The sequence below is a fragment of the Candidatus Poribacteria bacterium genome (assembly GCA_026702755.1).
Taxonomy (GTDB): Bacteria; Poribacteria; WGA-4E; order WGA-4E; family WGA-3G; genus WGA-3G.
This window is the reverse complement of the sequence record JAPPBX010000101.1, coordinates 42030-55927: the sequence shown is the minus strand read 5'-3', so window position 1 is coordinate 55927 and position 13898 is coordinate 42030. Positions and strand designations below refer to the sequence as shown.

The 13898-nt window shown below is 48.3% G+C and carries 12 protein-coding genes; 10 read left to right on the top strand and 2 right to left on the bottom strand.

The genetic code is table 11. The features are described from left to right. Positions 1-166 precede the first annotated feature (166 nt). From OXH39_20265 to OXH39_20250, 4 genes are all read left to right on the top strand, one after another. Complete coding sequence (locus tag OXH39_20265; protein MCY3552800.1) at positions 167-538, top strand: hypothetical protein; 372 nt, start codon at positions 167-169, stop codon at positions 536-538. 64 nt (positions 539-602) lie between these two features. Beyond that, the gene (locus tag OXH39_20260; protein MCY3552799.1) at positions 603-1616 is read left to right on the top strand and encodes a zinc-binding dehydrogenase; all 1014 of its coding nucleotides are present in this window, start codon (positions 603-605) and stop codon (positions 1614-1616) included. A gap of 14 nt (positions 1617-1630) precedes the next feature. Beyond that, positions 1631-2680 (top strand): Gfo/Idh/MocA family oxidoreductase, encoded by a 1050-nt coding sequence (locus tag OXH39_20255; GenBank protein ID MCY3552798.1) that lies wholly within the window; start codon positions 1631-1633, stop codon positions 2678-2680. A gap of 237 nt (positions 2681-2917) precedes the next feature. Then, the gene (locus tag OXH39_20250) at positions 2918-4246 is read left to right on the top strand and encodes a sulfatase (protein MCY3552797.1); all 1329 of its coding nucleotides are present in this window, start codon (positions 2918-2920) and stop codon (positions 4244-4246) included. A 207-nt stretch (positions 4247-4453) separates the two neighbouring features. Here OXH39_20250 and OXH39_20245 read toward each other — a convergent pair whose 3' ends face one another. After that, complete coding sequence (locus OXH39_20245; GenBank protein ID MCY3552796.1) at positions 4454-5089, bottom strand: ThuA domain-containing protein; 636 nt, start codon at positions 5087-5089, stop codon at positions 4454-4456. A 29-nt stretch (positions 5090-5118) separates the two neighbouring features. Then, positions 5119-6150, bottom strand: coding sequence for an alcohol dehydrogenase catalytic domain-containing protein (locus OXH39_20240; GenBank protein MCY3552795.1), 1032 nt, complete (start codon positions 6148-6150; stop codon positions 5119-5121). Positions 6151-6301: 151 nt separating this feature from the next. Between OXH39_20240 and OXH39_20235 the strand changes: the two genes are divergently transcribed. The 6 genes from OXH39_20235 (at position 6302) to OXH39_20210 (ending at position 13880) form a co-directional block, all read left to right on the top strand. After that, a complete protein-coding gene (locus tag OXH39_20235) occupies positions 6302-7360 on the top strand; it encodes a Gfo/Idh/MocA family oxidoreductase (protein ID MCY3552794.1) in 1059 nt (352 codons plus the stop codon). Positions 7361-7579: 219 nt separating this feature from the next. Then, a complete protein-coding gene (locus tag OXH39_20230) occupies positions 7580-8752 on the top strand; it encodes a PspA/IM30 family protein (protein MCY3552793.1) in 1173 nt (390 codons plus the stop codon). A 54-nt stretch (positions 8753-8806) separates the two neighbouring features. Further along, positions 8807-9895 carry a PspA/IM30 family protein gene (locus tag OXH39_20225; GenBank protein ID MCY3552792.1) on the top strand — a complete coding sequence of 363 codons (1089 nt, stop codon included), beginning with the start codon at positions 8807-8809 and terminating at the stop codon, positions 9893-9895. 133 nt (positions 9896-10028) lie between these two features. Beyond that, the gene (locus OXH39_20220) at positions 10029-11126 is read left to right on the top strand and encodes a PspA/IM30 family protein (protein MCY3552791.1); all 1098 of its coding nucleotides are present in this window, start codon (positions 10029-10031) and stop codon (positions 11124-11126) included. Between the two features lie 126 nt (positions 11127-11252). Continuing rightward, positions 11253-12368: a PspA/IM30 family protein gene (locus OXH39_20215; protein MCY3552790.1), complete on the top strand. Its 1116-nt coding sequence runs from the start codon at positions 11253-11255 to the stop codon at positions 12366-12368. A gap of 39 nt (positions 12369-12407) precedes the next feature. Continuing rightward, the gene (locus OXH39_20210) at positions 12408-13880 is read left to right on the top strand and encodes an arylsulfatase (GenBank protein ID MCY3552789.1); all 1473 of its coding nucleotides are present in this window, start codon (positions 12408-12410) and stop codon (positions 13878-13880) included. The last annotated feature ends 18 nt before the right edge of the window (positions 13881-13898 follow it).

Sequence of the window (13898 nt, the reverse complement as noted above, 5' to 3'; positions counted from 1 at the left end):
AACCCACAAGAATACCTATAACTATTGAATCAAACAATGTTTTGAGAAATATCAGTTTAATTTGAATCTACGCATCAAAATTTGCTATAATTTCACAACAACTCAGTTCTTTGTAAACAGATTATTTACCATACGTAGAAACCTTAGTTTCTTAAAGGAAAAAACGATGGAAGGTAAACACTTACCTTGGCACCTACCTTTGACAGATTGGTGTCTCGGAGCAACGGTTCTATTCGCAACCACTGGCACTGTCATCCTGTGCCGATTCTTGTTGCGGAAGTGGCAATCATGGCGGATTCAACGGTTTCTCGACCAACGGGCAGCACTCGCATCTCCGGGCGAGCAGCAGCTGACAACTCACGAAAAGCAGATACTAACAAAAAAGTTTCGGCAATCAGGAAACGAACGTTTGGAAAAAAGCTTCGCCTTCCAAGGGAATCTCGATCTTTACGTTGCTATTGGGCTTTTCGGACTGGCGATGATTGCCTTGGTGGTGTTAGCTGTCGCTAACGGTTTCCATAAACACGGAACACCATAAACCTTTTACAACTGTCCACATATTTTAGATTTTACCATATATCATTCAAAAAGCGGAGCTCCTTATGAAAGTCGTTGCAAAATTCGGACCCGAAAGCGCGGGCTTAATTGACAAACCAGACCCAGTTGCCAAGGGTGAGTTCGTCGTCGTCAAAATTCATTCAGCACCTATGTGTACGGAATATAAAGGCTTCAAAAATGAAGGTGAGAATGACAGTTTCGGCCATGAAGCCGCGGGCGAAGTAGTAGAAATCGCACAAGCGGGCACTGTTAAGGTAGGCGACCGCGTTGTCGTGATGCCACACTTCCCCTGTGGAAAGTGTTACATCTGCTTAGCAGGCGAATATGCCCACTGTCCAGACGACAATAAGATTCTACAAATTACCGAACAGACGGGTGTGACGGCGACTTTTGCGCAGTACATCCTCAAACAGGACTGGCTGCTCGTGCCAATTCCGGAGGAAGTGTCCTATCATCATGCTGCAATGGCATGTTGTGGGCTGGGATCGACATCTAATGCTATGCGGTTGATGAACGTCAACGCGTTTGATACCGTCCTAATCACGGGAATGGGACCTATTGGGCTTGGCGGTGTGATTAATGCTGTGTATAGAGGTGCGCACGTTATCGCTGTTGAAAGCCACCCGTATCGCGCAGCCCTCGCGAAAAAACTTGGTGCAGCGGAAGTCGTCAACCCACAAGACGAGGATGTCATCGATCAGATTCAGGATTTGACTGATGGTAGAGGCATCGACAAAGGCGTGGAGTGCTCAGCGGCTTCCGCAGCAGTCCGATTATTGATTGAGGCAGCACGTCCGAAAGGACACATCGCATTGATCGGTGGAATTGGCGAAGTGGAAATTCAAGGGAGTAATATTATCAATAAAGGCTTGACCTTACACGGCACGCGGCATTACAATCTCATAGAGACACCTGCTATGATGCAGATGATTACACAAGTGAAGGAACAGCTGGATACATTCATCACGCATACCTTCCCTATGCGCCAGATTCAAGAGGCATGGGCGTTGCAGTGTACACATAACTGCGGGAAAGTCGTCCTTAATGCATGGTCGTAAAAAAAGGAATCGCTATGAATTCGATGGCAAACAACATGCCTCTCTCAACGCCACTGGACGTTCGTCGTGGCATAACAAGCGCGGCAGATGTCGCTTTTCCGTTGCGTTGGGGTATCCTCGGTGCGGGTAAAATTTCAGCGCAATGGGTGTGGGCTTTACACGCCTGCGAAGGCGCAACCGTAACCGCTGTAGCGGCACGCGAAATCAACCGAGCAAAAGAATTTGCGAGAAAATACGAGGTTGCCACGGCCTACGGCGACTACAAGGAAATGGTTGCAGCCGATGATGTGGATATCGTATACATCGGCACAATCAACCGGTTGCACAAAGAACACACCCTTCTTGCTCTTGAGGCGGGCAAGCACGTACTCTGCGAGAAACCACTTACTGAGAACCTTTCCGATGCCCAAGAGATGTATGCAGCCGCTGAAGAGAAAGACGTGATGATGCAAGACGGTATGTGGACCCGTTTTTTCCCAGCGGTAGAGCATGCCCGCGCCGCAATTGAAACAGGTACTATCGGCGAAGTGGTACTGACACAGTCCGACTTCTTCGACCCGATCTACACCATCCAAGCAGCACCGCTCGCGTTCGGTGCGTCGGCAGTGCCAAGAGCGGTCATTGCTTTGGGGGATAGAGTCGGTGGCGCAATGGTGGATTATGGGGACGACAAGTATGCCATCCTAACATTCCCGCCGCGCAACTCCGAGCTACCCGAAGTGACAGAACTCGTTGGGACAGAGGGACGCATCACACTTGAACGACCCGCACACTGTCCGACGCGTATCTCTATCCGAATCCCACCGCCAAACGGCGTGCCTTCGCAGTACAGGACCCGAAACGCCCCCGCGCCGCTGCACTACTTTGAGTATCCGTTACCCGGATCTGTCGCGATGGCGAGATCCTCTCCGAATCAGCACGGCTTTCTCTACCAAGCCGAAGCCATCCACCGATGTCTCGCTGCAGGTCTGCGGCAATGTCCACAGTACAACAAAGAAGAATCATTGCACGCAATGAACGTGTTGACGGAGATCTACAAAGCGAGGCAAGCAGCACACTGTTAGTAAAGAAGTATTTTCAGAATTGACGCGCTTATGAAGCGCGCCTATTTTATAACGCAAGTTGCCACCTATTTATTCTCACTGCGAAGCAATAGCACTCCTACGGAGTGCGGTCGCTTAAATACACCGTTTCTATAAATATATCACCCCTACGGGGTGAGGAAAGAGACAAAAACGCTTTCTGAAATGTGCGAAACTTGTTAGTAGCAACTTGGGTTATTTTATATTAAGGGTTATTACATGAACAAACCAAATATAGTCTATATTCATTCGCACGATACAGGACGATATGTGCAGCCTTACGGGCATGCAATCCCAACACCAAATATTCAGAAACTTGCGGAGGAAGGCGTGGTGTTTCGGAACGCCTTTTGTGCGAATCCTACCTGTTCACCTTCCCGCGCCGCACTGCTCACCGGACAATGGGCACATAGCTGCGGTATGGGTGGATTGGCAAACCGGGGGTGGAGTCTTCCAGTACCAGAGCGCCTCGTAACCTACACCTTAAACCAAGCAGGCTACACCACCGCCTTGGCAGGATTCCAGCACGTTGTCCGAGACCTCAAAGAAACAGGATACCAGAGACTTTTATCTGAAGGAAGTGTACGAGCAGGCGCAGAAGAACGCGCCCGTGCCTTCATCGAGGAGAAACACGATGCGCCGTTCTTTTTGGATGTTGGGTTTGGTGAAACGCATCGCCGAGCGAAAGGATTTGATCCACCACCGGACGGAGAACCGAAGACAGACCCGCGCTATGTGAAACCTCCAGCACCCTTCCCTGACACACCTGTAACACGACAAGATATGGCGGAATACATAGACGCAGCACGAACCCTTGATAGGAAAATGGGTGTCGTCTTCAACGCGCTGGAAGAAAACGGGCTTGCTGAGAATACGCTTGTGATATGTACGACCGACCACGGGCTTGCATTCCCACGCATGAAATGTCACCTCAGTGACCACGGCATCGGTATCATGTTAATTGTTCGGGGTCCCGGCGGTTTTGATGGAGGGCAAGTCGTGGACGGGTTGGTCAGTCAGATCGACCTCTTCCCAACGATCTGTGAATTGGCAGAGATTGAAGCACCCGCGTGGCTCCAGGGTAACTCCGTTCTCCCGTTAGTGCGTGGTGAGGCGGAAGATACTCGCGACACTATCTTTGCTGAAGTTAACTATCACTGCTGTTATGAACCGCAACGCGCTGTCCGAACCAAGCGTTGGAAATACATTAGACGCTATGACAACGCTGAGAAGTGGGCACTGCCGAATTGCGACGACAGCATCAGTAAAACCTTTATGATGGAACACGGTTGGGGGGACGATCCGGTTGAAGAGGAACGGTTGTATGATGTCGTGTTCGATCCATCGGAGGCACAGAACCTCGCTGGAAATCCGGCTTATGCGGACATTCTGGCAGAGATGCAAGACCGTTTGGAACAGTGGCGTTCCGAAACAGACGATCCAGTGAGCGAGAACCAAATTATGGTACCACCAGAAACGGCTGTGTCGAACGATCCGACAGATATATCACCGGGTGACAAACACTACCCTGCACGTGAAATGGTATAGTGCCACAGTGCGCTCAACTTATCGCTGGCGAGGTTTCATGAAGATTAAATAAATATTTCGGTAATTGTTACAGATCGCGAGCACAGCTCGCTCCTACCAAGAGACTGTTGATGCATTACCGAATTAAATTCTGAAACTTCATCTAACCTCGCCAGCATTGAACATGAAAACCAAGAACGAATCTCAGCACCTATCTAACACTGTTTTTCAAAGTTGATTACCCGCCCATAACGCCCCGCGTCGGATAACCGTCTGGAAACTCGGATTTTCAAGCACTGCCATATCGTGTCCGAGTGCGAAGTAAAAAACCCTGCCCTCGCCATACATATGGTGGAACGCCATAACATGTGTTTCATCTTTCGTCTCGTCATAAGCATGCATCAGGTGGTGTGATGTATCAGGATTGTGTTTGAGATAGTAGAGTTCATCCGTCACCCCAAAATCGGCTAACCCTTCAGTAATCGGATGTCCACTGTCACTCACATTCACGGTGAAGTCCATATACGGGCTGTGTCCATCGAAAAACCCGTTGAGCATACCGTGATACCCTTCAGATTCCCTAAATGAAGCAGCTGCGGTGTGCAGTCCAAAAAATCCACCACCCGCTCGGATATAGTTGAGGAGCCCCGTTTCTTGTGCCGCCGAGAGTTCACCGACATCCGTATAGAACAGGACAGTATCGTATCCGCTAAGCCCATCAGCAAGCACATCGTAGTCTTGCGAGAAATCAGCTGCAATTTCGTCAGTATCGTTGAGCATTGATGTCAAGAATTGTCCGTTTCCTGCATGATCGTGATAAATACCTTCTGTACCGACAAATACGAGCAATTTAAGTGTTTCCATTTCTATCTTTAACCCTCTCTAACTGATAACTAATCGTTCGGCATCACGAGCACTTTGACGGATCCATGCTCATCACGTCCTGCAGCAACAGCAAATGCCTCGTTAATACCGTCCAAGTCGAACCTATGCGTAATCAATGGATTCGGGTCAAGTTTACCTGCAGCAAGCAAATCGATAGCGACTTGGAACTCTGTTTTCCCACCACGTCTCCCGTAACAGAACGACCAGATGACCGTAAGTTCTCGACTCCGTGCGAACCTTTCTGAAAAGGTGAGGGGTGTACGATGCCCACCAACCATACAAACGCGTCCTCGTTTCGCTGCGATCTCTGTTGCCTGCTCCAGCGTATTCGCAGTGCCACCGACCGCTTCAAAGACAACATCCGCCCCCCTGCCGTCGCTCCACTCTTTAATAGCCTCAACAGCGTCTGTCTTATCCACGTTAATAGGCACGGCTCCGACCGCTTCGTGGGCGATCTGTATCGGTCCGTCCGGCTTTCCGAGCATGGCGATAGAGGTTGCCCCTGCAATATCTGCGACTTGAGCAATCGTCAATCCGACGGGGCCACTTCCAATAATAGCGACGCGGTCTCCAGGGGATACCATCGCTCTGTTGACGGCATGGACTGCCACGGCATAGACCTCTGCCAATGCGCCACCTTCAGCCGAAACACTGTCCGGCAAAGCGTACACGTTTGGTGTGCGGGTGACCATAAACTCTGCAAAACCACCACCGCCGTGACGCAGGTTTCCACAGATATTGTAATAACCGTTGAAACACTCCGGGCAATTATTACAGGGACTAATCGGTTCAACCGCCACACGCATTCCCTTTTTATACCCTGTAACGCCGCTGCCTGAGTCGATAATCTCTCCTGTTAATTCGTGTCCACCAATACGTGGAGATAGAGGCTTCTCTGGTTGATGATGGTACCCGTGCAGATCACTGCCACAGATCCCTGTAGCCTCTACTTGGACGAGTACCTGTCCTTCTTCGGGCGTTGGATCAGGCACCGTTTCGACCCTTATGTCTTTTCCGCCATAAAATTGTGCCGCTTTCACAATAGTCTCCTCAGATTTTAATAGTCTGTTTGAAATATAACATAGGCTTGGAATCGTGTCAATATCAACTTCGCTTCCGAAATTTCTCTTGACTTCCAAAGGAGAAATGCGTTAGAATCAAGGAGATATAATACCTTATGAGGAGATAAAAATGAGAACAGTTAAATTAGGCTTGATTGGGGCGGGTGGTATCTCCGGGGCACACTGTCGAACACTGGCTGACATCGAAGGTGCCGAAATCATTGCTGCTGCCGACCTCGTCCCTGCAAACCTTGAACGTGCGAAAGAGCAATGGGGCATCAAGCGGACGTTCACTGACTACAACGAAATGCTTAAAATGGACGAGATTGAGGCGGTGTACGTCTGTACCCCGACAGGTGTGCATGCAGCACCGACCGTCGCTTCCCTGAACGCAGGTAAACACGTTTTTTGCGAGAAACCGATGGAGGCGACCTTGGACGCTGCCGCTTCAATGTGGCGTGCTGCAAAAGAAAACGATAAAATCCTCATGATCGGCTTGAAACTCCGGTATTCACCACAAGTTGTTAAAGCGAAAGAGATTGTTGACGCTGGCACACTTGGCGATATCTACTATGTCGAAACGGTTGCAGACCGGCGACGCGGGAATCCAGGTGGTAGTTTCATCCGAAAAGCGACAGCCGGTTTAGGAGCCTCCGCGGACATCGGCGTTTACGCTTTAGACACCGCCCTCTATCTGATGGGGCATCCCAAGCCTGTCGCTGTCTCTGGTATTACTTCTAACTACCTGAGCCTCCACAATACATGGAATCCTGCACTTAAAGAGACCGAGGTTGAAGATTTCGGTGTCGGTTGGGTAGTCTTTGAGAACGGTGCACGCATGGTATTCAAAACCTGCTGGTGCATGAATATGGATTCACTCGGTGGGACGATTTTCCTCGGTAAGAAAGCGGGACTCCGTCTCGGCATCGGCGAAGTCCGTGGACCACAAGAAGGCGTCCGCGTCTACGGCGACAAAGACGGTGAAATTTTTGACCAAGAGTTCACGGAGTTTGAATCGGTAAGTGTGTTCCATGAGGAAGATACAGCGTTTATTGACGCTGTCCGCGAAGGGAAACCCTCGCCGATCGATCCTTACGGTGTGATGCTCACGAACGTTATTATTCAGGGAGTCATTGATTCCTCAAATGCTGGTGGACGTGAAGTCGCAGTGTCCGTACCGACCTTGTAACATTGTAAGGCGAGGTTTCCACGCCTCGCCCTCGTTTCCAGTGTCTATTTCACTATCTTTTCTCATCCTTATAGACTCTATTATTATAGTATGTACAGAACGCGACCGGATTTGCAAGTTTAACTGCATTCCCCACTTTGGTGCAGAGTGCCGTGAGTTTGTTTCCGTCTAATATAACACACGAGGTGTTTCCCCTAAGAAGCACAGAGGTTCTTCAGGATGAAGTCCATTAAAATTGCGGGCAAAGAATTTACGTTAGGATCCCGATTCGCGCGGTTGTTCGCGTTTTTCATAGACGGAGCATTCTTAGCGGGTATTCTATTGGTTTTGGCACTTCTTTTGGACGCTGTGGGTTCTGGTCCTATTCGGATAGGGTTGTTCAGTGCATTACTATGGATATTAGGTCCCAAAACTGAACTACCAAGAAGTGCGTTGGTTGTCACCCAATTGCTTATCGTTTTTCTTTTCGGACCGTGGGCGTATAACGATCTGGAGACCGTAGCCTTGGGCGGTATCGCGCTATGGACAATCGGTTTATTTTTCATGGATGGCTTCAAAAATGGGCAAAGGATTGGCAAAAAACTGCTGTCACTACAAGTACTTCGATTGAAGGATGGAAAACCCTGCACGCTTAAGGACTCTTTCATTCGCCGACTCACAGCCGTCTTTCAACCACTGGATTCCTTCTGGACGTTTGGAAAAAGACGACAGCGGATGGGGGATAAGTTAGCAGAGACGGTTGTTGTGAAGTCTGAACCAGAATTGGAGCAAATTGAAGCTGAGCCTGAAGACCCTGAGAAGATTTTAGAGTATGCCATTGCTGAAATGACGAATCGACTTTCAGAGGCGCGCGAGAAGGTTGATGCCTCTGTCGGCGTTGAAAAACATTTTCAAGACGCTTACGAAGGTGCAGTTGCCCAAGCAGAACGGTGGCAAGAACGTGCTATTATCTCTCTTAAAGCGGAACGCGAAGATTTGGCACGTGAAGACTTAGAAAAACGAAACGAGTACCGACGGTTAGCGGAACAGTACAAAGCACAGTGGGAAGAACAGAAACAGGTCGTTCAAGCACTCAGCAACCTTCTTGAACATCTTCAACAGAAGATGATGGAAGCTGAAGGGAAAAAGGCAGCCGTCGTCGCACAACACAGAAATATTGATGCCGAAAGCCATCTCCGTGAGATGCTGAAAGAAGTCCAAGACACTAAGGCGTTTGAAACGCTGACAAAGATGGAGCAGGACGCGACAGAGGCATCCACATTGGCGAAAGCCGCAGCTGCAGTAGATGTCGCATATCAGGATACCAAATTAGAACGTGAGTTCGCGGGTTATGCTGAAGAAGCATCCCTTGACAAAGACCTCGCTGAATTGAAAACAAAACTACAAAAATAAATGTTCATCAAGATATGTATCGCACAAACACAAAAAGATTTATAGGATTTGAAAGTGAAGTCCATTAAAATTGCAGGTAAAAAATTCAAATTGGCATCCCGAATGGCGCGTTTGTATGCACTCTTCATAGATTTCACTTGCTTATCTGTTGCCCAAATCATTTTAGTCTGCCTTATGCGCTTGATAGCAGAACTTATTTCCCCAACAATGTGGAGTCAACCACAAGGTCCTTTGCAGGGGTTCGTCGCTGGGACTTTTGTTTTCTTTAATATAACTTTATGGACGTTCGGTTTACTTTTCATAGACGGGTTTAGAAAGGGACAAGGCATAGGCAAAAAACTACTGTCCCTACAAGTGCTCCGATTGAAAGACGGAAAACCGTGCTCTTTCAAGGATGCCTTTATTCGCCGATTAGCAGGTATCTTTCAACCATTGGATTTTCTCTGGACACTCGGAGAAAAACGGCAGCGAATGGGGGATAAGTTCGCTGAGACGGTTGTGGTCAGATATGAGCCGGAACAGACTGAAGTCGAAACCGAAGATCCAGAAAAAGTCTTAGAAAATGCTATCGTTGAAATGAAAGATCGGCTTTCAGAAGCGCGGGGGAAGGTTGATGCCTCTATTGGCATTGAAAAGCAGTTCCAAGATGCTTATGAAGGTGCTATTGCTCAAGAAGAACGGTGGCAAGAGCGCGCACTCATTGCGCTTAAAGCAGGACGTGAAGATCTGGCACGCGAAGATATCGAAAAACGAAACGAATACCGACGGTTAGCTGACAAACATAAAAAGCAGTGGGAAGAACAGAAACAGATTGTCCGAGAACTTAGCAACCTTCTTGAGCATTTTCAGCAGAAAATGATGGAGGCAGAAGGTGAGAAAACCTCTGTCATAGCGAAACACAGGAACGTTAATGCCGAAGCACACCTACGTGAGATGCTGAAAGAAATTCAGGACAGTAAAGCACTTGAAACACTTGTAAAAATGGGCCAGAATGCGACTGAGGCGGCGACTTTAGCAAAAGCAGCGGCTGAAGTGGATGCGGCATATCAGGATACGAAATTAGAGCGTGAGTTTGCGGGTTACGCTGAAGAAGCATCACTTGACAAAGACCTCGCCGAATTAAAGACAAAATTACAAAAATAAAAGTTCACCGAGTTTTGTAGTAAAAATAACGCAATTCTATAGACATATCACCCCTCTGGGGTGCGAAAAGAAGTTGAAAAACGTTTTGAAATGTGCAAAATCTGTTAGTAGCAACTTGGGTTAAAAATATAAAATGAAGTCTATTAAGATCGCAGGTAAAAAATTCAAATTAGCATCCCGAATGACACGGCTATACGCGCTCTTTATAGATATTGCGATTTTAGGTGCTGTGCAATCAGGTTTTGCCCTTCTTTTATCGTTTGTAGCATTTCTATTTCTCCCTAAAGGTCCTTTCGATGTATCCAGGTCATTACTGGCTGGTCTTGGACTCAGTATTTTTGGCTCTCTGTTCAGTGCTGCCTTGTGGATATTTGGTTTGCTCTTTATGGATGGCTTCAGAAAGGGGCAGGGCATAGGGAAGAAACTGTTGTCCTTACAGGTACTCCGTTTGAAAGATGGCAAACCGTGCACTTTCAAAGACGCTTTCATTCGCCGGTTCGCCGGTCTTTTACAACCCTTTGATTTACTCTGGTTCCTTGGAAAAAAACAGCAACGCCTCGGAGATAAGTTCGCGGAGACGGTTGTTGTGAAATATGAACCGGAACCAGAACAAACTGAGACTGAAACTGAAGACCCAGAGAGAGTTTTAGAGGGTATTATCGTTGAGATGAAAAACAGACTTGCAGAAGCGCGCCAAAAAGTTGATGCCTCTGTAGGCATTGAAAAACAGTTTCAGGACGCTTATGAAGGCGCAGTGGTCCAAGCGGAACAGTGGCAAGAACGCGCCCTTGTTTCGCTTAAAGCGGAACGTGAGGATTTAGCGCGTGAAGACCTTGAAAAACGAAATGAATATAGACGGTTAGCAGATCAATACAAGAAACAGTGGGAAGAACAGAAACAGGTCGTCCGAGATCTCAAGAACCTTCTTGAGCATCTTCAGCAGAAAACCGTCGAAGCGGAAGGCCAAAAAACTATCGTTGTAGCGAAACACAGAAACGTTGATGCCCAAGCGCATCTGCAAGAGATGCTGAAAGAAATTCAGGACAGTAAAGCACTCGAAACGTTCGCGAAGATGGAGCAGGATGCGACTGAAGCAGCTACTTTGGCGAAAGCAGCGGCTGAAGTGGATGTGGCATATCAGGATACGAAATTGGAGCGTGAATTTGCGGGATACGCTGAAGAAGCATCCCTTGACAAAGACCTCGCTGAATTAAAGGCGAAGTTGCAGTAGACATGAACTCCGTCGTTACACTCACAGAAAAGTAGTGTGGCTGTCACGGAGGAATCTTTTTGAGAAAAAAGATTCACGATGTATATTAGGCGGATCCATCCGGGCGAGAACAAGGAGTTTCTGACGATGTCCATTATTAAGGTTGCAGGAAAACAGTTCAAGTTGGCATCCCGATGGGCTCGACTGGGTGCATTCTTATTAGACATAGGACTCTTGGGTTTCTGTCAAGTCCTTTTACTTCTTAGCGGTCCCGTCCTATTTACAATTTTTGATGGCTTTAACTTTCGTAACGCATCGGATACGACATCAATAAGTATAGCGATCCTAAGTGGTGTTTTGTGGTTATATGGTCTGTTTTTCATGGATGGATTCAAGAAGGGAGGCGGGTTTGGAAAGGGACTTTTATCGCTACAGACAATTCGTCTGGAGGATGGAGAACCCGCGAATTTCAAAGATGCCTTCGTTCGTCGTTTTGCCGGTATATTCCAACCCGTTGACTGGCTGTTTGCAACAGGAAAAGAGAAACAACGGATGGGCGATAAACTTGCCAAGACAGTTGTTGTCAAATTAGACACAAAACCTGTTGAATTTGTAACTGAGGGTGAAACCAAGTCTGAGGTTAAAACCAAAGCCGCGACAACGGATCTGGAAAAGGTATTAGGCGATGTTATTCATGAAATCACAAATCGGTTTTCGGAAGCAAAACAGAAGGTTGATGCCTCTATTGGCATTGAAAAACAGTTTCAGAACGCTCACGAAGGTGCCATTGTGCAAGCCGAACGGTGTGAGGAGCGGGCGATCATCGCTATCCAAGCCGGACGCGAAGACCTTGCCCGCGAAGATTTGGCACAACGCAACGAGTATCGACAACTCGCGAGCAGCTACAAAACCCAATGGGAAGAACAGAAACGAATTGTTGGACATCTTACAACACTCTTTGAAACACTTCAGCAGAAAACTGAGGAAACAGAAAGAAAAAGGGATCAGGTCATCGCACAGCACACAAATGTTGATGCCCACGAACATCTGCGCCAAGCATTAACTGAACTCCAAGATAGCAAGGCTTTCGAGATTCTCAGGAAAGTGGAGCAAAACGCAACTGAAGCTGCCGCTTTAGCGAAAGCCGCTTCTGAAGTGGATGTTGAATTCAAGGACGTGAAACTGCATCGTGAATTTGCAAGCTACGCAGAAGACGCATCAATCGACAAAGACCTTGCAGAATTAAAGGCGAAATTACAATAGACGCGATGTTCCATCGCCACCTATTTCTCAGGAACCATAATGGATACACATACCTCTCCAAACATTGTCTTTATCATGGCAGACGATATGGGATACGGTGATGTCGGCTGCTATAACCCCGATTCAAAGATTCCCACCCCAAACATGGATAAACTCGCACAGGAAGGGATTCGTTTCACCGATGCGCACTCCCCCTCCGCAGTCTGTACACCCACACGATACGGGATCTTAACTGGACGCTACTGCTGGCGAAGTCGTCTCAAACACGGCGTGCTTTACGGATATGAGCCTCCCCTTATTGAACCTGAACGCTTGACAGTTCCGGGACTGCTGAAGGATGCGGGTTACAACACTGCATGCGTCGGTAAATGGCATTTGGGACTCGGATTCTCGACGGTATCGGGATACGACTTCGATTTCAATGCGCCGCTGCCGTGGCAGAACGCAGGACGCGAGTTGGAGGAACATATCAATTTCACTGCACCATTGACCGGTGGTCCAGTAGATATTGGTTTCGACTATTTTTACGGAAATTCCGGTTGCCCAACCTGCCAACCCCCTTACGGTTTCATTGAGAATGATACGTTTGTCGAGGTCCCAAGCGTCTATCATGAGGTGCCGGAGTTCACAAGCCGTCCGGGAATGATGACCCCAGGGTGGGAGCATAAAGACGCAGATCCTATTATAGCGCAGAAAGCGGTTGAATATATTGAGGGACAAGCCGATGCGGATGCCCCTTTCTTCCTTTACCTGACCCCCTCCGCACCGCACGAACCTTGTACAGAAGCAGTCGTGCCAGACTTTGCACGCGGCAAGAGCAGTGCCGGTCCTCGTGGCGATTTGGTGTGGCTTGTCGATTGGATGGTAGGTAAAGTAATGGATGCCTTAGAACGCACTGGTAAAACCGATGAAACACTCATCTTCGTCACGAGCGATAACGGGGCACTGCCCGGCGACCGAATCCAAGACGACAATAGCCCGATGCCATACCATCTCTATGACCACAAGTCGTGTGGTGACTGGCGTGGCTACAAGGCGCATATATGGGAAGGTGGACACCGCGAACCATTAATTGCACGCTGGCCCGGTGTCATTGCGCCGAATACCGAAACCGACGCGCTAACCTGTCTCACGGATCTGATGGCGACGTGCGCCGCTATTGTCGGCACCGAAGTTCCTGACGATGCGGGGCAGGATAGTTGTAATATCTTACCCGCGCTGTTAGGTGAAGAGATAGAGAATCCTTTGCGAGAGGCTATCGTGCATCACTCCAGCACCGGCGTTTTCTCTATACGACACGGTGAATGGAAATTGATTTTAGGGACGCAAGGTTCAGGTGGCTGGCCTCCACCTCGTGATGGGGGTCCCAAACCGGATGTTCCAGGACAACTGTATCAAATCTATGAGGATCCGGGCGAAACGAACAATGTATGGGAAACGCATCCAGAGATCGTGGAACGGTTGACAACACTACTGGAGAGATTTAAACAGGATGGACACAGCTGCATGTGAAAGAGGATAGTAAGATAG